Origin of the sequence: Shewanella sp. UCD-KL21 (genome assembly GCF_001957135.1) — a bacterium.
GTDB lineage: Bacteria > Pseudomonadota > Gammaproteobacteria > Enterobacterales > Shewanellaceae > Shewanella.
In genome coordinates, this window is sequence record NZ_MPHK01000011.1 from 79,632 (window position 1) to 103,325 (window position 23,694).

A 23,694-nucleotide genomic window follows, 5' to 3' on the forward strand; every position below is an offset into this window, starting at 1 on the left:
AATGGAAATGGCAATTGGCATAGGCATGTTTACCATAGTGGTAAGTTTGCTGGTAATGATAATTTTATTCGCCAAAAGCAAATTGGTGGGTACGGGTGATGTCACCATCGGCATTAATGGTGATGCAGACAAAAGTGTGTGCACACCTGCTGGTGATAAACTGCTTGGCGCACTGGCGAGCAACAGTATTTTTATTCCATCGGCCTGTGGCGGTGGCGGCACCTGTGGCCAATGTCGGGTCACAGTGAAATCTGGTGGCGGTGATATCTTAGCCACAGAGCTTGACCACATCACCAAAAAAGAAGCCAAAGAAGGCTGCCGGTTAGCGTGTCAGGTTGCGGTGCGCACCGACATGGAACTGGAAGTGGATGAAGAGATCTTTGGGGTTAAAAAGTGGCAATGTGAGGTAGTTTCTAATGACAACCAAGCGACCTTTATTAAAGAGCTGCTACTGAAAGTCCCTGAAGGGGAAGATGTTCATTTCAAAGCCGGTGGTTATATTCAAATTGAAGCCCCGGCCCATGAGGTGAAATACGCTGACTTTGATATTCCAGAACAGTATCGTGATGACTGGGATAAGTACGACTTATTTAGCCTAGTTTCAACCGTGGATGAAGAAGTATTACGTGCTTATTCAATGGCGAACTACCCTGATGAAAAAGGCACCATCATGCTGAATGTGCGTATTGCTACGCCGCCAAGCAACGATTTAGCCCCAGGGAAAATGTCGTCGTATATCTTTAATTTAAAGGCTGGCGACAAGGTAACTATTTCTGGGCCCTTCGGTGAGTTTTTTGTCAAAGAAACAGACGCTGAAATGGTGTTTGTTGGCGGTGGCGCAGGTATGGCGCCGATGCGTTCGCATATTTTTGATCAACTTAAGAGTAAGCAAACGAAACGTAAAATGTCATTTTGGTATGGGGCGCGTTCAGCGCGAGAGATTTTTTACCAAGATGATTTTGATACCTTAGCCGCTGAAAATGACAACTTTGAATGGCATGTGGCCTTGTCAGAGCCTTTAGCTGAAGATAACTGGACCGGTTATACCGGCTTTATTCATACGGTATTATTAGAAAACTATCTTAAGAATCATAAAGCGCCAGAAGATTGTGAGTTCTACATGTGTGGCCCTCCAATCATGAACTCTTCAGTGATCACCATGCTAGAAAGTTTAGGTGTTGAAGAAGAGAACATACTGTTAGATGACTTTGGTGGCTAATGTTTAGTTACCTAGCTTCTAAAGCTAGCTAACAGTTAGCATTTCCAAACAAAAAAGCTGAAACCTAGGTTTCAGCTTTTTTTGTCTAAAATTTGTCGAGCCTAGAGTTTGTCGAGCTTAAAATCTTGATGTTTACCTTGCAAGCGAAGCTCAAAGGAATTATCAATTATGCGTCTTTTCGACTGAAACTCTCTGTTGGCGAGCAAAGATATTTGAAGTGGCTAACTAAAACTGGCCACTACATTAGAGCTTATCTAGCTTATTTTTGGACAGAGACGAGTTTGTAAAGCTTTGCTAAGCGAATAGTTATGTGCAACAGACACTGAATCTATGGGCCTCTCGTATTTTATTTTCTGGGTATTTACTATTAAAATAATCAATTATCCATATTTGCTTTGCACGAATAGAAGGATTTTCACTAAGTTTCTCTGGTAAAATCTTCTCTAAAACTTTTTGGTTATCAGCGGCTGTTTCCCCATTTAGATAACCAAGAAAAAATAAGCCATCACTTTCTTCCAAAAGTAATTGGTCATTCACATTAGCTGTACTTCCAAAAACCAGTTCAATAAGAGCTTTCGAGATTACAACTCTTGGATTTAAAGCCAGTTTAGATTCAATATTATAAGCATCAATCAAGCCGTGGCTAAATAAAAAATCTTCAGTAGAGAAGTGTTTACCATAAGAAACACCTCCACGACAAAGTATGCCTGAACACAATAAATCATATTGATAACTAGAAATAATCTGGCATATCGAACTAAAATTATCGACGCTATATGGTACAGAAAGAACTACAGAATCAGAAAATTGAGTTAAAGTCATACCTGGTAAACGAGCAGATATTTCTTTTGTTTTTTTATGAATATCATAAAGCTTAGAAATATATTTTTGCTCGCCTTCTGGCTTTTCACAGTCATGTGAAACCATTGAGCTAAAACCGAGTAAATCAATAAAAGCAACTATGTGTGTTTTTAAATCTAAGCTCATTAATCTAATTCCAAAAGACGAGTTTCTAATTGAGAAATACACTCTTTATAATCAGCCATACGTGCAACGGCACCAGTCCAAGCGGCACCAGTCCACGCTCTATTGTTTGGATCCATAACCCTGGTGTCATCCTGACTTAGATCAAACATAGGTTTACCATGCTCTTGCATTATTGGAGCAAGACCTTCAAAGTCTCTAATTTTTGATACTACAATATTGTCTCCTGTTAAACCGGATGTAAGATCATAATCTTCACTGTTAAACTTGGAAATTACAGGGTACAGAGAGTGCTCTACTTTTCGGGGAATTCGCTCCATCCACATAAGATATGTAGGCTTGGGTTGCCCCCCCCTTATTTTGAAGCTTTGTAATATCACGCCCAAAAACTTAGGTAATCCATGTTGGACTGGCAGCCCAATTTCTTGGAAATCATCTCTTATTTGTTGGTGATCTTTAATCCACTTACCTATTATCGTAGATAAAGTCCCAATCGCTTGAACATTAAATCGATCAGGGCACGTTGGTACAAAGTAAGCATCACAAGCTAAGAAACATGCTCGAGTTAATGCTCCAGAGCTAGGACCTACATCAATTAGAATATAATCAATATCATTTGCATCCCCAAACCTTCTTAATAGATCCGCTATAGCGACATAAGTTCTCTTTTCATGCGTTTTATTTGAAAAGCGCTGAATATGCGACTCTGCTAAAGAGTCCTCTATAGAACTTAAGTTAACATCACCTTTCATTAAGATAAGGTTTTCATCGATATCTATAGTTTCAACTGATTCTAGAGGTATTTCAGCTACTTCACCTTCAATTCTTGGTTTTAGTAATTCTAGTAAGCTCGTACCTTGAATCTCTTTTTCTTGATGAGTCTCTAATTCCAATTCATCTAAGCGTGCTATCTGCGGAGAAAGCATTAATTCCGTTAGATTACATTGAGGGTCAGCATCAACAGCAAGTATTTTTTTACCATTGGTTGAAAGTAACTTAGCAAGATTAAAACACGTAGTTGTTTTGGATACGCCACCTTTGTGATTATACAAAGTAATTATTTTTGTCATTTTTATTCCTTAATAATGCATTCGACATGCGCATAACAGCTTACTATCCAGCGCCTCGGATAAATCCCTGCCTTTATTTAATTTATAATAAAATTAGTTGGGTCAAAGTAGTTGGGTCAGAGTAAACTTTAAAGTGGAAGTTGATTGACGAATCATTATGAAATGGCTTCTTCTTCCCTAAATGGCGTGCTCGATGATTGTGTTCGAGGCTACCTAACTTTGTCCTTAAGTGGTTATACTTTAATATAACTTATGCTCTTAGTTCAATGTTTTACTTAGTTGTTGTTGGCTAGCTTATCTAAGTTCATTACTTCAATATAACCAATTGCCTGCCGCAGGTGCTGTATAGGACATACGAATGTCGCGATCACATGGATGTGAAAGAGCGACCTTATGTGCAGATACAGCTGCGAGACGCCGCATTCTTTATATAAATCAAAAGGTCCATGTAGACTCTGCCAAAACAAATAACATCCATGTTAAAAGGCCAGTTCGGCATCCATGCCTCTCGCTCAGAGCGTTTCACTCTGTAAAACTTTGCCATGTTTTGGAAGCTCGCTGCTGCATCTACACTGGGATTATTGCTTCTTCGATTAGACTGTATTCGTGCCAAATAAAAGATTAAAAAGATATAAAGATAAAAATCCAAAAGACTCAATTTGAATTGAGGACGTTGAAGAAAATAGCGTGATGCTCACATGGATGTGAGCATAGCTTTCGAGGTGCATGGATGCACCATCGGAAGCGTTAGCATTTTCGAATAAGTCTGAAGCAGTCAACAAACGAAGTCAGAAGCTGGATCGATCCCCATCGAAAACTATGCGCTTTTCAGCATTTTTCGGCGGGGCGCTGAGGGTTTGTTAAGGGGGACAAGCGCTTTCCCCCTTGACTCTGGTGTGGGCGAAGCGCCACGATGTTAATCCAAACGGAGTTTGGAAATAAAGGATGTAGGTCTAAACCAACACTTGTTTAAGCACTCTTTGCCAGTTACCACCTAAAAAGCGGTCTCTATCGCTGGACTTATAGCGTGCTTTAGCTAGTGCATCATCGATGCGGCTCATTCTGTCGATATGGTTAAATTCTGGGATAACCACATGCTCTGGGGTATGGTCAAAGCCTAAGACATTTTTATCCGCAAGACTTTGCCACCAACCCAGGTATTGTTTTACCCCTTCAGCGTTATTGTTATTTAACGCCAGTAAGTTTTCTTGGCCCCGCAGCGGAAAGTCATTGGCAATGGCCACCGCATCCATACCGCCCAGTCTAGCGACTCTATCAAGTTGGCGAATATAATCATCAATACTCGGCACTGGCTTATTGGTGAGCCAAAAGCTCATCATGAAAATACCAAACACGCCACCTGTATCGGCAATGGCGCGGATCACTTCATCGGGTGAGCAGCGAGCATTATTGACGATGGAGCGCACAGCGCCATGGCTTTGCACTATGGGTTTAGTGGAGGCTTTAGCGGTATCCAGTGCGGTTTGCGGACTTGAGTGACTAACATCAATAAGAATATTACGACGGTTAAGCTCGGCGATTAATGCCTGACCATCAGCGGTTAGTGGCTTATTGAGGCTTTGAAAGCCATCATTGTCTAATGCGCCACCGGCAAAGCGGTTTCCGTAGTGGTGGGTTAGCTGCAGCACCCGTAACCCGTGTTGGTGAAATTCATTTAATTGTGGCCAAGGCTTGTCGCTGCTGTTAGCGATATCGGCATCGGCTTCAACACAGTCAGCGCCTTGGATTTGAAAGTAAACTGCGGTGCGCTGTTCATTTCGGGCTTTGGCAATGTCGGTACCTGTTAGCCCTTGCAATAACACTGATGGGTTATCATCGACCACTTTTTCAGCCTGCTTAATGCTTTCGATACAGGCTTTGTAGCTGCGTTTGTAATTGGTGGTGCCATCAGGCTGTGTAATGGGTTCAATGGCGGAGATATCGCAGATGTAAGCATCAAGTTTTGATGCGCGTACATCTGCTAGGTTTTCCGGTAGAAATGATAAACCATCAATATAGAGGCGCTTTTTGGGAGCGGCAAACACAGAAGAGCTATACAGCGGGCAAAGTAAGCTGGTTGCAGCAATTGCTTTTAGTAGGGTTCTTCTGTTTTGGTTACAAGCGCTTTCAGACATAGTTATTCCTTTTGACGCTCGTAATCATGATTGATTAATTTGCGGCGTATTGCTTAATAGCATTGGCGAGTGCGGTAAGCCCATTGGTACGTGATGGGCTTAATTGGCCACTGAGTCCTAATTGTTCAAAATACTCAGTTAAGTCAAATGCGTTAATGGCGGCACTGGTTTTTGTATGAGTGGCATATAACAGTATAGCAATTAGACCCTTAACTATACGTGAATCACTGTCGGCACAAAAAAAATGTTTGCCATCAATCGCTTTATGGTAAAGCCATGCTTGGCTTTCGCAGCCTTTGACTTGGGCTGACTCTAGCTTAAAGGCATCATCAAGTGGCGGTAGGGCTTTACCAACCAGCATAATTTGACGGTATTTATCTTGCCAGTTGCTTGCTGACTCAATCGCGCTGACAGCTTGAGCGACCTTATTATCTAGCGGTTTAAAACAGTGCTCTTGGGGTTGTGGTAATTGGTTAGTCATTTTCTCAATTTACTATCAGGTGGTGGAGAGTATATGCAGCTATAAAGCTAAGGTTAAAAAGCCAGCCTAAAAGATCAGACTAAAACATCCGGCTATTACTTAAAGCTAAAACTTAAAGCTATAACAGTAGCTCTTTGACATTGCCAAGCGCCGTGATAAACAGGTCAATGTCTTGCTTATTAGTATAGAGGCCAATGGATGCTCGGCAACAACCTTTAATGTTTAGCTGCTGCATTAATGGCATGGCGCAGTGGTGACCACAGCGAACGGCAATGCCTTGTTGATCAAGTAGTATCCCAACATCTTGATGATGCTCTTGTGCCAAGTTAAACGCAACCACGCCAATATTATGCGCCGTTGCCCCAATAAGGGTTATATCGCCTAAGTTTCTGAGTTCATCTTGCAAATAGCTCAGTAAGCTTTGCTCATGGGCCAGTAACTCAGCTTTTGGCAGTCCATTGATAAAACTAATGGCGGCGCCTAAACCGATAACCGCTGAAATCGCTGGGGTGCCGGCTTCTAATTTATTGGGCAGCTCCCCAAAGGTGGTAGCGTCAAAACTCACCGACTTTATCATTTCGCCGCCGGTGAGCAGCGGTTCAAGCTTATCGAGCTCAGCATAACGACCATATAAGATCCCAACGCCAGTGGGACCATACATTTTATGGCCTGAAAACACGTAAAAGTCGCAGTTAATTTGTTGTACATCGACATCGATATGGGCGATGGCCTGAGCGCCATCAACAAGGGTTAGTGCGCCTACTTGCTGGGCAAGCTCAACTAATTGGCTGACATCATTTACCGAGCCCAGCGCATTGGTTACATGGCTTATGGCCACGAGCTTAGGCTTTAAACTTAGCAGTGCTGAATAAGCGTTGATATCAATGGATAAATGCTCATTCAGTGGAATGGGTTTAATCACAGCGCCGGTATTTTTGGCCAATTGCTGCCATGGCACTAAGTTGGCGTGATGGGCGGCGCTATCAACTAAAATAATATCGTTAGCTTTAAGCTGTTTGCTTAAGCCTGCGGCGACCATGTTGATAGATTCAGTGGTGCCGTGAGTGAAGATAACTTCTTCAGTTCGGCTTGCATTAATAAATTGCTTAACTTGATTACGAACGTGTTCATAGCTGGCAGTGGCTCTGGCTGATAACTGATGGGCGGCGCGATGCACATTGGCATTATCATGCTGATAATAGTCCGTCATTGCCTCAATGACACAAACAGGCTTTTGGCTGGTGGCTGCCGTGTCTAAATAACACAATGGATTATCATCTAGCTGTTGATCCAATATTGGAAACTGAGATCGAATCGCTTGGTGATCAAAGGCGTTATTAATTAAAACGGTATCCACAGGCACTGTCATTGAAAGCTCGTTAAGTTAATGATGGGCTGCTGAAGTTATCGCTTCAGCATAAGAAAAGCGCTACGATCTTCATAGATTGTAGCGCTTATTGCAAGCATCAATATGCTGATTGGCAAAAGGTGTTATTAAACCCTGTTATTCACACTTGTTATGGGCAAGGTAAGCGATAAAGGTTAGACAGCTCGTTGATGCGGCCAATAAGCTCAGCGGATAAACTAACATCAAGGCTATCGATATTTTCTTTTAACTGTTCAAGATTGGTAGCGCCAATAATGTTTGAAGCGACAAAGCGTCTTGAATTAACAAAGGCGAGCGCCATTTGGGTTGGCGACAAACCAAACTCACGGGCTAAATCCACATAAGCTTGGGTGGCTTCAATGGCCATTGCGGTGCTGTTATAGCGAGCAAAGCGCTTAAATAGCGTTAATCTGGCGTTTTCTGGCCACTGATTCTTTTCATACTTACCTGTTAATGCGCCAAAAGCTAAAGGTGAGTAGGCCAGCAAGGGCAATTCTTCACGGTGGCTGATTTCAGACATGCCCACTTCAAAACTGCGGTTAAGTAAGTTGTAAGGGTTTTGCACACTGATAATACGCGGTAAGCCATGTTTTTCGGCTAATCGAAGGTACTGCATTAAGCCCCAAGGCGTTTCATTGGACACGCCGATATAGCGCACTTTACCTTGGCGAATGACTTCGGCTAATGCTTCTAAGGTTTCTAATATCGGTGTTTGGTGCTCATCATCCAGTTGATCATAAAGTAGCTCACCGAAGTAATTACAGTGTCTATCAGGCCAGTGCAGCTGATATAAATCAATGGTGTCAACTTGCAGTCGCTCTAATGATGCATCAACCGCTTGGTGGATGTTAACCCAATCTAAGGCCATGTTTGGTCTAACAAAATCACTTTTAGGGCCTGCAGCTGACACTTTTGATGCAATGATTAAATTATCGCGATTGCCTCTTTGTTTAAGGTAGTGACCAATAATGCGCTCGGTTTCACCTTGGGTGTCAGCACTGGGTGGCACAGGATACATTTCAGCGGTATCAATAAAGTTAATTCCGCGGCCAATGGCGTAATCCATTTGTGCAAAAGCTTGGGCTTGGGTATTTTGTTCGCCCCATGTCATGGTACCAAGACAAATCTTGCTAACATCAAGGCTAGAATGCGCTATGCGTTGATATTCCATTTAATTCTCCTATGGAAACGAGTTACTTTGAAGTTAACAACCTTTGCTGAGAAAACAAAGTAACTTATCACCATGGTGAATTTATTTGTTGAAAAATTCAGCATTCATAAACGGCGCCATCGCCAGAATAATCGCTTGGGTATAAATGCTTTCGCGGGTTGCTAAGCCGTGAGTCAGTAACCCAATTGCGCCGCCTTTTTGCTTAATGTTGTGGGTATTAAATAGTTTATCCATAACATGGCCGAGCTCTTCACCTTGCTCTAGTGCTTGGTAAACTTGAGCGGGTAATGGCAGTAGCGCACTGCGACCAACTGATAGTTGTTGGTTATGAATAATCGCCATATAAGCAAATGTTGCTGGGCCATGGTCAAAATTATCAACGCCACCTTCCATGGCGATAAAAAAGTCAGCCTCTTGGGCATTTGATTGATATTGCGACTGGCAAAACTGGGCGCGATTAATGGCCCCTTGTTTGGTTTCTGCATCTGTCATCGGTTGATCGGCCACTAACGAGGGCGCATGCATGCCGCTGCAATTAATTTTGCGATCAGGAAAATACTGACTGATGGCCAGTTTGGCAGCATTGATTTTTACCGGGTTATTTGAGCCGACAATAATGGTGAGTGGTGCTTGAGACATAAATTAAGTATCCAAGTTTTACTGATCTGTTGGTGATTTTGCTGCGTCATACGCTAAACTGATGCGCATTGAGTATCTTAAGCGATTTTATAGAGAAGTCATTATGGCGAAGAAGTTTTATGTGGTTTGGGCTGGGCGTGAAACCGGCATTTTTACCAGTTGGGATTATACCAAGAAGCAGGTGGATAAATTTCCCCAAGCAAAATACAAATCTTTCCCGACTGAGGCTGAGGCTAAAGCGGCTTTTAGCGCTAAAAGTAAAGCTGGCGCTGCCACTAAAACAACATCGAGCAGCAAAGCTAAAATGGATTTATCCAGTCATGAGGTGATGGTTTTTACTGATGGCGGCTGCGAGCCTAACCCAGGTAAAGCGGGATCAGGCATGGCGATTTACCGTGATGGTGCAGTCGCTGAGCTGTGGTTTGGTTTATATAATCCCAATGGCACCAATAATAGTGCTGAATTAAATGCCCTATATCAGGCGTTATTAGTGGCACAAAAGGCCATTAAGGCTAATCAAAGCGTTAAAATTCTTAGTGACTCTCAATATTCGATTAATTGCATCACCAATTGGGCTTATGGCTGGAAGTCAAAAGGCTGGAAGCGCAAGACTGCTGGTGATATTGCTAACCTTGAAGTGATTAAACAAGCACATGAACTTTATGATGCCATTAAAGATGATATGGAGATTGAGCACGTTGCCGCCCACGTGGGGATTGAAGGCAATGAATTGGCCGATCGCATGTCGATTTACGCCATTGATCAAAAACTGACTGAGTTTGTCAAATATGACAAGCCGCTGGATATAGCCGCCATTTTAAGTTTAAGAACGGGCTAGTGATCTCCTTATAGGCTATGTCACTGGAGTGAAGTCGAGTTTAGCGCTGTGAATAGCTAAATTCGACGTTTTGCTGAGTGGGTATTAACTCAGCTGTTAGTCGACTTGGTATTTCAAGCTAACTTTCTGTTCCAAGCGAACTTTCTGTTTCAAGCGAACCTTCTGTTTCAAGCTAACTTTCTGTTTCAAGATAACTTTCTGTTTCAAGCTAACCTTCTGTTTCAAGCTAACCTTCTCGTTTCCCCTTCGACAGTGACAAGGCGATTTTATCATCAAAAAATCTTGAATTACTTGATTGAAATACTCAAGTATTCACTAGATTATTAGTGTTTAAACCCCTTTGGCTTGTGACTTTGCAGTACATTCGCTGTTGGTCATTTGAATCTAATGTTGGCAATAAATTAATTGTTGTTAATGAAGCTGTATTAGTAACCAAGTTAATACTTGATCATGCGCACATTACGCCCTTCTTATTGCTGTGTGAGATCAAAAAAATGAGCTAGATCACTATTCTTAATTAAGAACACTGTATTCTCCGCGTCAAAATCAGTTACCTCTAAAGGTTATTTCATGCAAAGAGATACAATCAGTGCGCAGGATGTTGCTGTGGCAACCCAAGGTGAGCAAACTCAAGTTAAAGGCTGGAGTCGTCAAGATACTACGTGGATGCTAAGTTTATTTGGCACTGCAGTTGGTGCAGGCATTTTATTTTTACCTATTAATGCGGGTATGGGCGGTTTTTGGCCTTTAGTCATGATGGCCGTTATTATTGGTCCTATGACTTACCTTGCTCATCGCGGTTTATCTCGCTTTGTGTGTTCTTCTAAAAAACCAGGTAGTGATATTACTCAAGTGGTTGAAGAGCATTTTGGCGTAAACGCAGGTAAAGCGATTACTGTTTTATACTTCTTTGCTATTTTCCCTATTGTGCTTATTTACGGTGTTGGTATTACTAACACAGTTGATAGTTTCATTGTCCATCAGCTAGGTTTTGCTTCTCCTCCACGTGTTCTTTTATCTGCTTTATTGATCATTGGCATGATGTCAGTGATGGTTGCGGGTGAAAAGTTCATGTTGAAAGTGACGCAGTTTTTAGTCTACCCATTGGTCGCTATTCTGGCATTTATGTCATTTTATTTAATTCCCGATTGGAAAATGGATGCGCTACAAGTCGTGCCTTCAGCAGGTGAGTTTTTTGGTACTGTTTGGTTAACCATTCCGGTATTGATATTTGCTTTTAACCATTCTCCTGCTATTTCACAATTCTCAGTGTCACTTAAGCGTGAGCATGGCAACAATGCGGCTAAAAAAGCAGATGTAATTTTACGTAATACTTCAATGATGCTTGTGGGCTTCGTGATGCTGTTCGTATTCTCATGTGTTTTATCATTAAGCCCAGCGCAACTTGCTGAAGCTAAGAGTGAAAACTTAGCCATTCTGTCTTACTTAGCTAATGTGCATTCAAGTGGTTTTGTGAGCTACTTTGGTCCTATTATTGCGTTTATTGCGATTATTTCGTCTTTCTTTGGTCACTATTTAGGGGCAACTGAAGGCTTAAAAGGGATTATTACTAAGCAATTAAGTAGCAGTAAAAAAGATATTTCAGATACCAAAATCAACAAAGGCATTCTGGTATTTATGTTCTTAAGTATTTGGGCTGTTGCAGTTATTAACCCAAGTATCTTAGGCATGATTGAAGCGTTAGGCGGCCCGATTATTGCGGCAATCCTTTATCTAATGCCTATGTATGCTGTACATAAAGTACCTGCGCTAAAAGCTTACCGCGGCCGCATTAGTAATGTGTTTGTGGTTATTGCTGGTTTACTTGCTATGACAGCGATTCTATTTGGCTTAATGAGCTAAATTACTTCAAGTTTTGCTGTAGTAGAGGAGTATCTTTGATGCTCCTCTTTCCCGTTTTATCTTTCCTGTTTTAGTGTGTTGTTTTGGTGCAACTTAATTAAGTTAAATAAGCTAATTAAGTGAAATCGATGTTGATTTGACATGATAGCCAATGCCGCGCCCTTAGATACAAAAGTGATGAGGTACATCTATGTTTAGTGCATTTGAAATCTTTAAGATTGGTATTGGTCCATCAAGCTCTCATACCGTAGGCCCAATGAAAGCGGCTAATCGATTTATTGATGATTTAATCAATAAAGGGCAACTGACACAAATTACTAAGTTTACCGTGGATGTTTACGGTTCTTTGTCACTAACGGGAAAGGGTCATCATACCGATATTGCTATTATTATGGGCTTAGCCGGTAATGAGCCTGAAACTGTGGATATTGAAGCCATTGAACCCTTCATTGCTCAAGTGGCTAAAACTCAAGAAATTATCATTGGTGATGCGATTCATCATGTGGCGTTTCCTACAGATGCATTAGTGTTTCATCCTGAAACTCTGCCATTACATGAAAATGCGATGAAGTTGCATGCTTGGATTGGTGATGACTGTGTGTACAGTAATACCTACTACTCCATTGGTGGCGGCTTTATTGTTGATGAAGCTGAGTTTAATCAAACTCACACGAATGGGGTAAAAGTACCTTATCACTTTAATTTTGCCGATGAACTCATGGCGCACTGCAAAGAGTCAGGTTTAAGTATCAGTGGTTTGATGAAGCAAAACGAGCTGTGTTTTCGTACTGAAGAAGATATGTACGCAGGCTTTAGTTTAGTGTGGAAAACCATGCAAAACGCCATTGAAAAGGGCTGTCATACTGAAGGGGTGTTAGCGGGGCCGCTAAAAGTGTCACGCCGAGCGCCAGCTTTACATCGTGAACTATTGCGCAGTGAACTGTTAAGTAATGATCCAATGGAAATCATTGATTGGGTTAACTTATTTGCCTTAGCCGTTAGCGAAGAAAATGCCGCTGGTGGCCGCGTGGTGACGTCGCCAACCAATGGCGCTGCTGGGATTATTCCTGCGGTATTAGCTTACTATAATAAGTTTATTCAAAAGGTGGGTCCTAAAGAATGCAGTCGCTACTTTTTAGCAGCAGCGGCAGTCGGCTCGCTTTATAAACGTAATGCGTCAATCTCTGGTGCTGAAGTGGGCTGTCAAGGTGAAGTCGGTGTGGCGTGTTCTATGGCGGCGGCGGGCTTGGCGGAGTTAATGGGCGGCTCACCTTCACAAGTGTGTATGGCGGCAGAAATCGGCATGGAGCATAACCTTGGGTTAACTTGCGATCCAGTGGCAGGTCAAGTGCAAGTGCCTTGTATTGAGCGTAATGCCATAGCATCTGTTAAAGCGATTAATGCATCGCGTATGGCGCTTCGTCGTAATTCAGAGCCTCGAGTGAGCTTAGACAAAGTGATTGCGACTATGTATGAGACTGGCAAAGACATGCACTCTAAATACCGTGAAACCAGTCAAGGCGGCTTAGCCATTAAAGTGACAAACCTTTGTGCTTGATTTTTAGCTTGAAATCACAGCTTGAAATCACAACTTGAAGCGTCATTAATTAATTTATTGAACTGATGTCATGATAAAAAGGCTTTCATTTGAAAGCCTTTTTTATTGAGATTTTTTGATATTTAGCGCTGATTAGTTAGCTTCTGGAAGCTGTTCAAACATCAAATAATGGCTTTGCTCCATGCCGAGTGCCTTATAGGTTTGCTGGGCGGCATGATTATCATGCTCTACATATAATCTGAAACTAGCCGCGCCGCCCATGTCCTCAGCCATTGCTTTTACTTGCTGGTAAAGCTTGCCATAAATCCCTTGGCGACGATTTTGCGGACGGATATACACGCTTTGGATCCAGCAATAGTTAGTTGCGCGCCAATCACTCCACTCAAGGGTGACCATTAATGACCCCACGATGTCTCCATCAATTTCAGCCACTAAATAAAAGCCTTTTTCGGGGCTGTTTAGCATAGTGCTCACCCCTTTGGTGAGTTGCTCATTATCCAAGTGTAGTTGCTCTGTTTCCATTGCCATCGCTTGGTTAAATGCAACTAATGCTGCTAAGTCAGTATCTTGGCCTTTTCTAATTTTCATTGTGGGTCCTTGATGTAAAAATAGTGCTAATTTTTGTTCGACTAAAGTCTAAGCTGCTATGCTTAATAATCATACTTGTTTTGTTTTAGGAGGCGGTTATGAGCAAGTCAAAATCAAAAAACAAGTCAATAAATAAGGTCGATGTGGTCATGGATACACCGCCATATCGATATTATAAATTTCGTGTCATACGCTATATGTCGCATCCTAATCGGCAGCATCTAGCTCATGCTACTACAGTAAAATCGCTTTCACAGCCTTCGATTAACCATTTGTTTCACTTTATCCTCACCATAGCCACCTTTGGTAGTTGGGGTATTGTCTGGTGGTGGTTAATCTTAAAATCTCGTGGTAAACAGGATAACTTTCTTGCAGGTTTTGATGATGACTATTGGAGTTATTTAATCGAAAGAGAACGCCCGCCGGCGGCACTCTATTCCTTGAAGATTGGCGACGTTAATAATGAGAGTGTTTTTGAAGCTTAGGTGTTAATTGGGCTTACTGCTAGGTTAAATGAGGTTGCGAAATAATAACAAAAAGTCAGCTTTAATAACACTGGATATCTTATAGCAAAGAGACTTGTTTTAAATGAGCTAGATTACCTCATTCCACATATTAGTCATGCTAGTATGCTTCGCTGATTTTTATGCGGATTTTTTACACTTTCCCTGGTGGAATATTGAAAATAGTTTCGGATATGAATAACTACAGCGAATGTCATTACTCAACCCTACAAAATAATTCAAAAGGTTTCTTAAATGTCAAAACATGCTCCTTCTCTTCTCGGTCGAGGTTGGTCTCGCTGGATGTCAGTTCCTTTGTGGTTACAAATCCTCATTGGTATGGTGCTAGGTATCATAGCCGGGATAAGCCTAGGTGAAGATGCCAACTATTTAAAACCCATTGGTACTTTGTTTGTAAATACCATCAAAATGTTAATTATTCCTTTGGTATTTTGCTCGCTCATTGTTGGTGTGACCTCTATGCAGGACACGGCGAAAATGGGCCGAATTGGCTTTAAGTCTTTTGCCTTTTATTTAGGCACCACTTCGATTGCTATCAGTATTGGCCTGCTTGTGGGTTATATCATGCAACCAGGTGCAGGGCTTAGCCTTGAAAGTGCTGAAGTTGCTGCCGATTTAACAGCTGCGCCAACGCTAATGGAGACCTTAATTAATATTGTGCCGACTAACCCAGTAGCAGCTTTAGCCAGTGGCCAAATTTTACAGGTAATTGTTTTTGCTGTGGCTTTAGGTGTTTCGTTAGTTCTGATTGGTGAGCGTGGTAAGCCTGCTATTCGTCTATTTGAAAGCTTAGCAGAAGCTATGTACAAACTAACTGACATGGTAATGAAGTTAGCGCCATATGGTGTGTTTGGTTTAATGGCATGGGTTGCTGGTGAGTATGGCTTAGATATGTTGATGCCATTAATTAAGGTTATCGTCGCGGTATACTTGGGCTGTGCATTACATGTATTAGGTTTTTACAGTGTAGTGTTAACTGTGTTTGGCAAGCTAAACCCATTACAGTTCTTTAAAGGTATTGCTAATGCCATTGCGGTGGCATTTACTACCTCAAGTTCAGCAGGAACCTTACCTGCAAGTATGAAGTGCGCCAGTGAAAATTTAGGCATAAATAAGAAGATTTCAAGCTTTGTGCTGCCGCTTGGAACCACCATTAATATGGATGGTACTGCACTTTATCAGGGCGTAACCGCATTATTTGTAGCCCAAGCCTTTGGTATTGATTTAACTTGGGTCGATTATATTACTATCATTTTGACTGCGACATTGGCATCTATCGGTACAGCGGGCGTGCCTGGTGCGGGTCTGGTGATGTTAACCTTGGTGCTGACAACGGTAGGCTTACCTCTTGAAGGCGTGGCTATTATTGCCGGTATCGACAGAATTTTAGATATGGCGCGAACGGTGGTTAACGTATCTGGTGATCTAGTGGCAACCACCATTATTGCCCGTTCTGAAGATGAGCTGGATGTTGAGCATTACAATGCGGATATGGAGCAGTCTGCAGTTATTGTGCAGCAGGCGGAAACTGAGTTACAACAAAGTGAGGCGGCTCAGGTAAAAACACCTAGCTAAGCCATTGAGTTAACGATTGATACAAAAAGAGTGAAGCCATGGCTTCACTCTTTTTTATATATTAAAGCCAATTAAAATCTAGTCTTGTTTGACTAAGACTAGCAATGTGGCGCCATCTTCAGACTTCAGTAATAACTTACCCGATGCCGATTGCTTAATGTTACTGACTAGTGGCATTGCTTTCATAATATCTTGTTCTTGCTGCATCAATACTTCAACACAAGCCATTCTAGTGGTGCCGGCAGGCGTTAATGACAGTAGATCTTGCTGTTGGCTATAGTCACCAAAGAAGCGGTTACAACTGTTGTTGCCGGATAATTTACCTTCTTCAGCAAAGGTGATTTGGGCTGGACTATTATCAATCACCGGATTAGACAAGGCGGTTTCAATATGCCAACTGCCAAGTAAGTTCACAGCTTCCACTTGTGGCGGGGTACTTTGACAAGCACTAAGTCCAAATATAACGAAACAAGCACCAAAGAGGGGTTTGAACATGAGAGGCATTTCCAAATAGGGTCATCAATATCCTTAGTATATACTGAGTTTAAGTAATATTTTTATCTTGAATAATAATTAATGAAAATATTGAATGTAGCATTAAAGAGTAAGGTGGCTGCAATGACATGCAGTATCATATCGGTATCTGACGATATACTCACGAGATCAGCCAGTAAGAGTTATTTAAATGAATAAAATTTTTAAGATATTGCATTCGCTAGGTTTGTTAGCTGTTGCTGCAGGTGCGGGCCTGTATTTATTTACTGAAATGGCAAACCAAGTCTCTGGGATGTTATTGATTGCCAGCTTAATTGGGATTGGTTTTGTGATTATGGCCCCTTACCCGATAGCGTTAGTTTTTGGCTGGGCACAGAAACAGCAACCTAATTCAGTTGATGATGAGCAGAATAAATGACCGTTAGTTATCGATTAGCGCAAATAAAAGATGCGGCAGAAATCGCCCAACTTGAACTGACGCATCTGCATGATGAATTAGGCGCAGAGACTCAAGCGATGACTGGTCAAAGCTTCTCACAGCAACAAATATTAACCCTGATAAATCAGGGGTGGATTATGTTGGCTGTGATAGAAGGTAATATCATTGGCTATGTGATTGCCGGCCCGTGGTCTATTTTTAAGTCTTGGCCTATCTATCAAGCGATATTAAAGCGCATACCCAGTATCGAAATGGGTTATAGCCGTTTGTCTGAGAGTAACAGTTGCCAATATGGTCCTATTTGGATCCATCGCAATCATCGCGGCCAAGGCATTTTTGAACAACTGGTTAGTCAGTTAGCAAGGCATGTAGGCAAAAAGTTATCTTATATGGTCACCTTCATTGCTGAAGATAATGCATTATCATTTGCCGCGCATACCCGTAAGGCATCGATGGAAGTAGTCGATTATTTTGGCTTTCAGCAGCGTGATTACTATTTGTTAGTACTTGCTGTGAGTGCCAGCTATTAGCAGTGCTTGATGACATAAAGCACTGCTAGTTTAAGTAGCAGGCCTGTTTGAGTTTATATGTACTTAAACTTAATACATTATTAATGAGGTTTAAATGGAACAAATAACAGCCGCGCAATTTGATGATTTATTTGCCGCCTACTTACCTTTAAGGTTATCGGCATTTGAAAACCTCAAAATAGTAGCCGGGGTATTGGCGGCAAATGGGTGTGAATTTGAGGCTTATGAAATCAAGGCTCAGCTTGAGTCAAATAGCGATACTCAAGCAGCGCAATTAATCTATGGGGTAAAGTGGCTGCAACAGTGGATTAGCTGTGGACGCACTAATGGTTATCAACAGCCGATTTTGCTTATTGAGGATGCCGCCCTAATAGAGTTAGCAACTGCCGTTAAGATCACGGTACCTATTTTGTCATTGCAACAAATTTCATTCATGTGCGTGGAAACCGCACATTTTGACCATTGCTAGTTTGTTCTTTGTGGCAAGCTTATCCGTTGATTACATTATCTAGTTAGCGCAAATGACTCTCGCAAATGACTCGAGTAAATAACTGGCTCAGATAACTAAAGCGTTTGTCGCCTCATTAACACTAATGGTTTTTGCGCTAAATGGTGCTTTAGATAAAGTTGCTGAATGTCATTAACCGCCAGTTGTACTTTTACAAAGCCATGTTGTTGATAAAAATGACTTAGGTGAGGCAAAGCGAAAACGTAGCAATCATTTGCTTGTAGTTCTGGAGTAATGAATTCAAGTAACTTGTGGGCCAAGCCTTGGCCGCGATGCTCACTGGACACCACAAGACCGGTAATTAATTGCCATTGTCCCACCGGTTTAATTCTGATGGCGGCGATAATGTTATTTGCCCTTGGGCGATTTACGTCAGTGCTAGCGTTAGTGTCACCGCTGTGATGCATTTCAGCGCTAACCTGATTGTCACTGCTAATAATTGCAATTTTGTCTTTTAATGTGGGTTTCGAGTACGGCATTTGTTGGCGGTACAGCTGTTTTAATGCCGACCACTGTAGCTGTTGAAGACGGATCATTTGCATTGCCGGATCTGATGGTTCAGTAACGATCCATTGAGTTTGTTGCATGTCACGCCTTTTCAGTTTGCTGTTGTATTCTTCATTCATAAAAAGTCATTGAGCCTTAAACATAGGGCATTTAAGTCCTATAACTCCCCCTTTAAGTGCTTGGCAGAAGCATATTAGCAAATTTAATGACAGATTAAGATGGTGACGAGGTTTACTGAGTCAGTCTAATGGCTGATTTGATATGTTAATGGAATGTTTGTTGCTATGGTGGTTGAAATGGGCTTGTTTGAATAATAGCTGAATGCTAGTTTACTGGGTTATTATTTCAACATGCTGTTTTTGTTTGCTTTTAATGCATCACTATTTTTTGTGTTTATACGCAAGCTACACTTATTTGATTAGTCGAGATACGGTTGGAAAACTCATGATATTGTCGCCACAACAGCTGAGCAATCAGCAAATGTATAAATTATTGATTGGCGGTGTCAGTCCTAGACCCATTGCTTGGGTTTCTACTGTATCGCTTGAAGGGGTTGCTAATCTTGCGCCTTTTTCGTTTTTCACAGTGGCAAGCGCCAATCCACCGGTGCTGTGCTTTAATCCTATGGGGGCGGATGAAGGTAAAGAGAAAGATACCTTAGTTAATATTCGCCAGCAGCAAGAGTTTGTGATCAACACTGTGAGCTATCAAGACTTGGCTGCCATGAATCAAACCTGTCATCAAGTCGCGGCAGATGTTGATGAATTTGACTATGCCAGTATTGAAAAAGTCGCCGCCACAAACGTTGCCCCTAGTTTAGTAAAACAAGCCCTAATTAGCTTTGAATGTAAACTCAATCAGATTATCGATCTAGGCCATGGGCCGCAGTCGGGCCATTTGGTGTTAGGTGATGTCGTCGCGATCCATGTCAGAGATGACATTATTGATGATTTTAGAATCGACAGTGACAAATTAGATGTTATCGGAAGAATGGCCGGTAGCGATTACTGCTTAACGAGAGAGAAAGTTAACCTCACACGTTAATTCGATGATTGAATCGCAGCCATAAAAAAACCGTCAAATGACGGTTTTTTGTGCTGAATTTACTTGAACGAATTACAGACCTGAGTCTGCTCGTAATATTTCAGCTTTATCAGTCGCTTCCCATGGGAATTCGTTACGGCCGAAGTGACCATATGCAGCAGTTTGTTGGTAAATTGGGCGAGCCAAATCCAACATCGCTGTTAAGCCGTAAGGGCGTAGTTCGAAGTGTTGACGAACTAACTTAATTAATACGTCTTCTGATACTTTACCGGTACCAAATGTTTCGATGCTAATTGAGGTAGGCTCTGCCACACCGATTGCATAAGAAACTTGGATTTCACAACGATCTGCAAGACCTGCTGCAACGATGTTCTTCGCTACATAACGTGCTGCGTATGCTGCACTGCGGTCAACTTTTGATGGATCTTTACCTGAGAAAGCACCACCACCATGACGCGCCATGCCGCCATAGGTATCAACGATAATTTTACGTCCGGTTAAACCACAGTCACCCACAGGGCCACCAATAACAAAACGGCCAGTTGGGTTGATGAAGTACTTAGTATCTTTGTTTAACCATTGTGATGGTAAAACTGGCTTAATGATGGTTTCCATTACGCCTTCGATTAAGTCTTCCTGACTAACATCTTCACGATGTTGAGTTGATAATACGATTGCATCGATACCAACAATTTTACCTTCATCATAAGCAAAGGTTACTTGGCTTTTAGCATCAGGGCGAAGCCAAGGTAAGGTGCCATCTTTACGTACTTCAGACTGACGCTTCACAAGTTTGTGAGCGTAAGTAATAGGAGCAGGCATTAATACGTCAGTTTCGTTGCTTGCATAACCAAACATTAAACCTTGGTCGCCAGCGCCTTGCTCTGCAGGATCGCTGCGGTCAACACCTTGGTTGATATCAGGAGACTGCTTACCAATAGCATTTAAAATGGCACAAGAATCAGCATCAAAACCCATATCAGAATGGGTGTAACCAATCTCACGTACGGTTTTACGAGTGATTTCTTCGATATCAACCCATGCAGAAGTTGTGACTTCACCACCGACTAATACCATGCCTGTTTTTACGTAAGTTTCACAAGCAACACGCGCTTTAGGGTCTTGCTCTAAAATTGCGTCTAATACTGCATCAGAAATCTGATCAGCGATTTTATCTGGATGACCTTCTGAGACCGACTCAGAGGTGAACAAGTGGTTTGCCATAATGGGAAATCTCGTCTTTTTGAATTTGAACGTGTAGAGGTATCTACATCTAGACGTCTATTTTAGTCGAATTTAAAAATGATAACACCCCCCAATACGATAATAAGTCAAAAATTGTGCAATGCCGCAAATAATTAAATTTAACCAAAAAGCTTGTTCAGAAATCAATAGTTATTATCGTTATGATTGTATTGATTTTATGTTGTTTTTTGTGGTGATATTTTTGAAGGCTGTATGCTAAATTAAACAATTTATTTAGCCAGTGGATGTGGGCTTATCAATAAAGAATTTCCTAATGACTTACTAGAACTATGGTCATTAAGCCTTGTATAAACCAGCCATGTTCCACTTTATGCTATTTATACAGAGTTTGACTTGCATTGAGTGAAGGTAAGCTCTGAATAAAAAATAGTCTGGTTAACCCTATGCATTTATTGAATAAAATCGGACAAGTAAGCTGTGTTTTAAATAATGCTGCTGTGCCTTTAGCGTTTCTCACTGGAAAAAGCACTAATATCAACACAAATCGCTTGTTAAATAAATGTAAACGCAATTGTTAGCTGGTACGCTATTTTGTATACTACCAAGGTATAACTAACAATATTTATGTATATAAAGTGACTGTTTACGTTTTGATACAAGTTGTAACGCTGGTTAATTCCTTTCTTAACAGTTGCTTAATTAATTTTGTATCAAACGGCTTGTATGTAGAATGGTTTTTATTTGATTTATATTTATGATGACTAGTGAAAATAATAATAATAACAAATTACTAGGTGAGACTTGATGGCATTACTTCAGTATCAAATAGGGCCGTGTACGTTAGATTGCAGCATAATGACCTTAAGCTGTGGTGATAAGACAATTAAGTTGTCGGCTAAAGTGTTTGAGTTGCTGAAACTGTTTATTGATAGTCCAGATCATATTGTCTCTCGCCAAACTGCAATTGATACCATCTGGGATGGTAATCAGGCTGTTGGTGAAAAAGGTTTCACTAATTCAGTATGGTTAATACGAAAATCCTTTAAAGATTTACATATTGAAGATGATTTACTGCTGACATTACCAAAGCTTGGTTACCAACTGGTGTTGCCGATTAAGCTTATTTTAGCGCCAGTTGAGCAGGGGGTTAGTCTTTCTGATATCTCGAACGAAAAGGCTGGCCGTACACATACTGTGTTGGCTGTGTTTGTGCTCGTATTTGTGATACTACTCGGTTATTCCGCTTATCAATTTATCAAATCCTTTACCCAGCCTGAAGCCGCAGCTGCTTTAGTGTCACCAATAAAAAGTAAAGTGACCAATTTTGAAGGGGTTGAAGAGCATATTGCCGTATCCAATGACGGCAAATACCTTGCGATGCAATGGCGTAATGGTCTGCAGCCGGGCAAAATTTATATTAAAGAGCTTAATAACAATGACTCACCACTGAAATTAATTTCGTTTGTCGATAGTGAAGAGGCTTCTCCTGCCTGGTCCCCGTCCGATCAAAAACTGGCTTACGTGCGAGTTTTAGCCAGTGGTGTTTGCCAAGTAAGAGTAAGGCACTTACAAAATAATACTGATGAACTCGTGACAGAAGGGTGTTTTTATCTGCCATTTAAGCGGGTGCTAACTTGGTCAAGCACTGATGAAGATACGCTGATATTTGCCAAGCAACTTACTGATAGAGTTGCACTATTTTCATATTCTATGGCGACAAAGCAAAGCACACAATTAACTCTTCCTGGTAAAAATGAGGTGGACTTTTCGCCGCATCAATTAAGCAATAAGGATGAGTTTGCGTTTATTCGAGAGAAAAGCTCATCGCTTCAAATGAGCTTAATTTTAAAACGTGCTGACAACGAAACTATTGATTTAATAGCAAATAGTGTCAGTATTATTGACTATGACTTTAGTTATCAAAATGATAGCTTTTATGTGAATCATATCGAAGGGTCAAATTTAGTGATATCTAAAATTGATCTGTTAGGTAATGTTCAGCATACCATTCCATTTACTGGTTTAATCAGTAGCGTCACTTATTCCGATGTAACCCAGACGCTATTTATTAGCGAGCATATTTCAAAAGAGTATATTGCTCAACTGAGTTATCAAAATCAAAAAGTACTGCGAAAAATCTCTTCATCTTCACGAGACATGTATGCCCGTTATTCAAAAACGACTGGGGATATTTTATTTTTATCTAATCGTTCCAAACTGTGGTCGATTTGGAAAAACAATCAGGTTAACAGCAAAAATCTGACGAGGAATATGGGTAATGCCGGTATTGCTAGTGTTTCACCAATTAGTGAAATGTTTGCTGTCAACATTAACCGAGATCAACAGCAAACACTCTATTTAGGTAATATTCAGTCAGAGTTATTTGAAAGTGTCGATATTGGCGAGCTTGCTGCTGATAATTTAAGTTGGTCAAAAGACGGTAAAGCCATCTATTTCAAAGGAACGAAAGACGACCGAAGTGGTATATACCGTTATTCCTTAGGGGGGAAACTAGAGCCGATTAAAATAGGCCAAGGTAATTACGCGGTAGAAGGTGAATCACCCGATGTGCTGTATATGTCACGCTTTAATCTAAATGGTATTTGGCGCTTTGACGCTAAGAATAATCAAAGTACCCAAATTACCAGTCGTTTAGCTAAGTATGATTTCGGCTCATTTTTCTATGAAAATGGCTTTGTTTATTTTGTTGAGCGAACAAACCAACAAGATAAAGTTCAGCGTATCAATACCACGGGCGACGTTGAAACTGTGATGTCATTTCCCGCTAATACAATTCGTAAATTTTTTGGCTTATCCAGTGCCGATGAGCAGTCTTTATTGTTAACGCTTAAAGTCGCTAACGAGGCAGATGTTGCAAGTTACCAATTCTAAAATTGCATGTAAGATCTTGTTTTTAAAAAATAAGATATTTA

At 41.2% G+C, this 23,694-nt stretch carries 22 protein-coding genes; 11 read left to right on the top strand and 11 right to left on the bottom strand.

Going from position 1 to position 23,694, the window contains the following annotated elements:
* The first annotated feature begins 1 nt into the window (after window position 1).
* On the top strand, window positions 2-1,219 hold the full coding sequence (gene nqrF, locus BM739_RS11580; RefSeq protein ID WP_076540773.1) for an NADH:ubiquinone reductase (Na(+)-transporting) subunit F: 1,218 nt from the start codon (window positions 2-4) through the stop codon (window positions 1,217-1,219).
* A gap of 306 nt (window positions 1,220-1,525) precedes the next feature.
* Here the strand turns inward: nqrF and BM739_RS11585 are convergent, their stop codons facing one another.
* The 7 genes from BM739_RS11585 to yjjX form a co-directional block, all read right to left on the bottom strand.
* Window positions 1,526-2,206, bottom strand: a complete 681-nt coding sequence (locus BM739_RS11585; RefSeq protein ID WP_076540775.1) for a hypothetical protein — start codon at window positions 2,204-2,206, stop codon at window positions 1,526-1,528.
* Window positions 2,206-3,273, bottom strand: coding sequence for a ParA family protein (locus tag BM739_RS11590; RefSeq protein ID WP_076540777.1), 1,068 nt, complete (start codon window positions 3,271-3,273; stop codon window positions 2,206-2,208). Before BM739_RS11590 ends, BM739_RS11585 begins: the two co-directional genes overlap by 1 nt.
* Window positions 3,274-4,226: 953 nt before the next feature.
* Window positions 4,227-5,408 carry a membrane dipeptidase gene (locus BM739_RS11595; RefSeq protein WP_076540778.1) on the bottom strand — a complete coding sequence of 394 codons (1,182 nt, stop codon included), beginning with the start codon at window positions 5,406-5,408 and terminating at the stop codon, window positions 4,227-4,229.
* Window positions 5,409-5,442: 34 nt separating this feature from the next.
* Window positions 5,443-5,889, bottom strand: a complete 447-nt coding sequence (locus tag BM739_RS11600) for a SufE family protein (protein WP_076540780.1) — start codon at window positions 5,887-5,889, stop codon at window positions 5,443-5,445.
* Window positions 5,890-6,007: 118 nt separating this feature from the next.
* Window positions 6,008-7,258: a cysteine desulfurase gene (locus tag BM739_RS11605; RefSeq protein ID WP_076540782.1), complete on the bottom strand. Its 1,251-nt coding sequence runs from the start codon at window positions 7,256-7,258 to the stop codon at window positions 6,008-6,010.
* 148 nt (window positions 7,259-7,406) lie between these two features.
* Entirely contained in the window at window positions 7,407-8,447 is a 1,041-nt protein-coding gene (locus BM739_RS11610; RefSeq protein ID WP_076540784.1) for an NADP(H)-dependent aldo-keto reductase, read from the bottom strand.
* Between the two features lie 81 nt (window positions 8,448-8,528).
* The gene (yjjX, locus tag BM739_RS11615) at window positions 8,529-9,086 is read right to left on the bottom strand and encodes an inosine/xanthosine triphosphatase (RefSeq protein ID WP_076540786.1); all 558 of its coding nucleotides are present in this window, start codon (window positions 9,084-9,086) and stop codon (window positions 8,529-8,531) included.
* 103 nt (window positions 9,087-9,189) lie between these two features.
* On the opposite strand from yjjX, the gene BM739_RS11620 reads away from it, so the two are divergent.
* From BM739_RS11620 to BM739_RS11630, 3 genes are all read left to right on the top strand, one after another.
* A complete protein-coding gene (locus BM739_RS11620; protein WP_076540788.1) occupies window positions 9,190-9,924 on the top strand; it encodes a ribonuclease H family protein in 735 nt (244 codons plus the stop codon).
* Window positions 9,925-10,494: 570 nt separating this feature from the next.
* Window positions 10,495-11,787 carry a serine/threonine transporter gene (locus BM739_RS11625; RefSeq protein ID WP_076540790.1) on the top strand — a complete coding sequence of 431 codons (1,293 nt, stop codon included), beginning with the start codon at window positions 10,495-10,497 and terminating at the stop codon, window positions 11,785-11,787.
* A gap of 190 nt (window positions 11,788-11,977) precedes the next feature.
* Complete coding sequence (locus BM739_RS11630) at window positions 11,978-13,345, top strand: L-serine ammonia-lyase (RefSeq protein WP_076540792.1); 1,368 nt, start codon at window positions 11,978-11,980, stop codon at window positions 13,343-13,345.
* A 132-nt stretch (window positions 13,346-13,477) separates the two neighbouring features.
* On the opposite strand, the gene BM739_RS11635 is transcribed toward BM739_RS11630, so the two are convergent.
* On the bottom strand, window positions 13,478-13,933 hold the full coding sequence (locus BM739_RS11635) for a GNAT family N-acetyltransferase (protein ID WP_076540794.1): 456 nt from the start codon (window positions 13,931-13,933) through the stop codon (window positions 13,478-13,480).
* 98 nt (window positions 13,934-14,031) lie between these two features.
* Between BM739_RS11635 and BM739_RS11640 the strand changes: the two genes are divergently transcribed.
* Window positions 14,032-14,418, top strand: coding sequence for a hypothetical protein (locus BM739_RS11640; RefSeq protein ID WP_368483157.1), 387 nt, complete (start codon window positions 14,032-14,034; stop codon window positions 14,416-14,418).
* Between the two features lie 273 nt (window positions 14,419-14,691).
* Entirely contained in the window at window positions 14,692-16,032 is a 1,341-nt protein-coding gene (locus BM739_RS11645) for a dicarboxylate/amino acid:cation symporter (protein ID WP_076540796.1), read from the top strand.
* Window positions 16,033-16,110: 78 nt separating this feature from the next.
* On the opposite strand, the gene BM739_RS11650 is transcribed toward BM739_RS11645, so the two are convergent.
* Window positions 16,111-16,527, bottom strand: coding sequence for an META domain-containing protein (locus BM739_RS11650; RefSeq protein ID WP_076540798.1), 417 nt, complete (start codon window positions 16,525-16,527; stop codon window positions 16,111-16,113).
* Window positions 16,528-16,717: 190 nt separating this feature from the next.
* Here BM739_RS11650 and BM739_RS11655 point away from each other — a divergent pair, with 190 nt between their 5' ends.
* The 3 genes from BM739_RS11655 to BM739_RS11665 all read left to right on the top strand — a co-directional run bounded on the left by BM739_RS11655 (window position 16,718) and on the right by BM739_RS11665 (window position 17,965).
* Window positions 16,718-16,945, top strand: coding sequence for a hypothetical protein (locus BM739_RS11655; RefSeq protein ID WP_076540800.1), 228 nt, complete (start codon window positions 16,718-16,720; stop codon window positions 16,943-16,945).
* Window positions 16,942-17,496: a GNAT family N-acetyltransferase gene (locus BM739_RS11660; protein WP_076540802.1), complete on the top strand. Its 555-nt coding sequence runs from the start codon at window positions 16,942-16,944 to the stop codon at window positions 17,494-17,496. The genes BM739_RS11655 and BM739_RS11660 overlap by 4 nt, the downstream gene beginning before the upstream one ends.
* A gap of 94 nt (window positions 17,497-17,590) precedes the next feature.
* Complete coding sequence (locus BM739_RS11665) at window positions 17,591-17,965, top strand: hypothetical protein (RefSeq protein ID WP_076540804.1); 375 nt, start codon at window positions 17,591-17,593, stop codon at window positions 17,963-17,965.
* A 95-nt stretch (window positions 17,966-18,060) separates the two neighbouring features.
* On the opposite strand, the gene BM739_RS11670 is transcribed toward BM739_RS11665, so the two are convergent.
* Window positions 18,061-18,630 (bottom strand): GNAT family N-acetyltransferase, encoded by a 570-nt coding sequence (locus BM739_RS11670; protein ID WP_083698140.1) that lies wholly within the window; start codon window positions 18,628-18,630, stop codon window positions 18,061-18,063.
* 325 nt (window positions 18,631-18,955) lie between these two features.
* Between BM739_RS11670 and BM739_RS11675 the strand changes: the two genes are divergently transcribed.
* Window positions 18,956-19,555 carry a flavin reductase family protein gene (locus BM739_RS11675; protein WP_076540808.1) on the top strand — a complete coding sequence of 200 codons (600 nt, stop codon included), beginning with the start codon at window positions 18,956-18,958 and terminating at the stop codon, window positions 19,553-19,555.
* 72 nt (window positions 19,556-19,627) lie between these two features.
* Here BM739_RS11675 and metK read toward each other — a convergent pair whose 3' ends face one another.
* Window positions 19,628-20,779, bottom strand: coding sequence for a methionine adenosyltransferase (gene metK / locus BM739_RS11680; RefSeq protein WP_076540810.1), 1,152 nt, complete (start codon window positions 20,777-20,779; stop codon window positions 19,628-19,630).
* Window positions 20,780-21,565: 786 nt separating this feature from the next.
* Between metK and BM739_RS11685 the strand changes: the two genes are divergently transcribed.
* Window positions 21,566-23,653 carry a winged helix-turn-helix domain-containing protein gene (locus tag BM739_RS11685; protein ID WP_076540812.1) on the top strand — a complete coding sequence of 696 codons (2,088 nt, stop codon included), beginning with the start codon at window positions 21,566-21,568 and terminating at the stop codon, window positions 23,651-23,653.
* Window positions 23,654-23,694: the final 41 nt, after the last annotated feature.